The sequence below is a fragment of the Undibacterium sp. RuTC16W genome (assembly GCF_049339445.1).
In the GTDB taxonomy this organism is placed as follows: domain Bacteria; phylum Pseudomonadota; class Gammaproteobacteria; order Burkholderiales; family Burkholderiaceae_D; genus Undibacterium.
The window spans coordinates 1-304 of the sequence record NZ_JBMPPE010000105.1 but is presented as its reverse complement, the minus strand read 5'-3'; the positions used below and the strand labels follow the sequence as shown (position 1 = coordinate 304).

Annotated in this window: 1 other RNA gene; it reads left to right on the top strand. The window is 62.8% G+C overall.

The annotated features are described in order from the left end of the window. Positions 1-5: 5 nt before the first annotated feature. Positions 6-303: a transfer-messenger RNA gene (gene ssrA / locus ACO0K4_RS19695) on the top strand. The last annotated feature ends 1 nt before the right edge of the window (position 304 follow it).

Here is a 304-nt window from a genome sequence, read left to right as displayed (position 1 = left end):
GGGTAGCGAATCAGTGCGGGGCATGCCGAGGACCAGTGACCTCGTAAATCCATCTGGAACACCACAAACGCCAACGACGAGCGTTTCGCTCTCGCCGCCTAAACCCGGTGAGACGCTGCACTAGCCGGCCCCTGGGCTAGGTCGGGCAACCGACGGCAGCGACATTGACAGAGGCTGGATGACGGCGGAGTCACGACGCCGGCCATCGAGAACCAGTGACTGGCCGTGCGTCGGCCTGCCGACTGGCTAAGCGCACGGTGAGATCCAAATAGGTCGGCTACGCATGTAGAACCGCCTGAGGAAC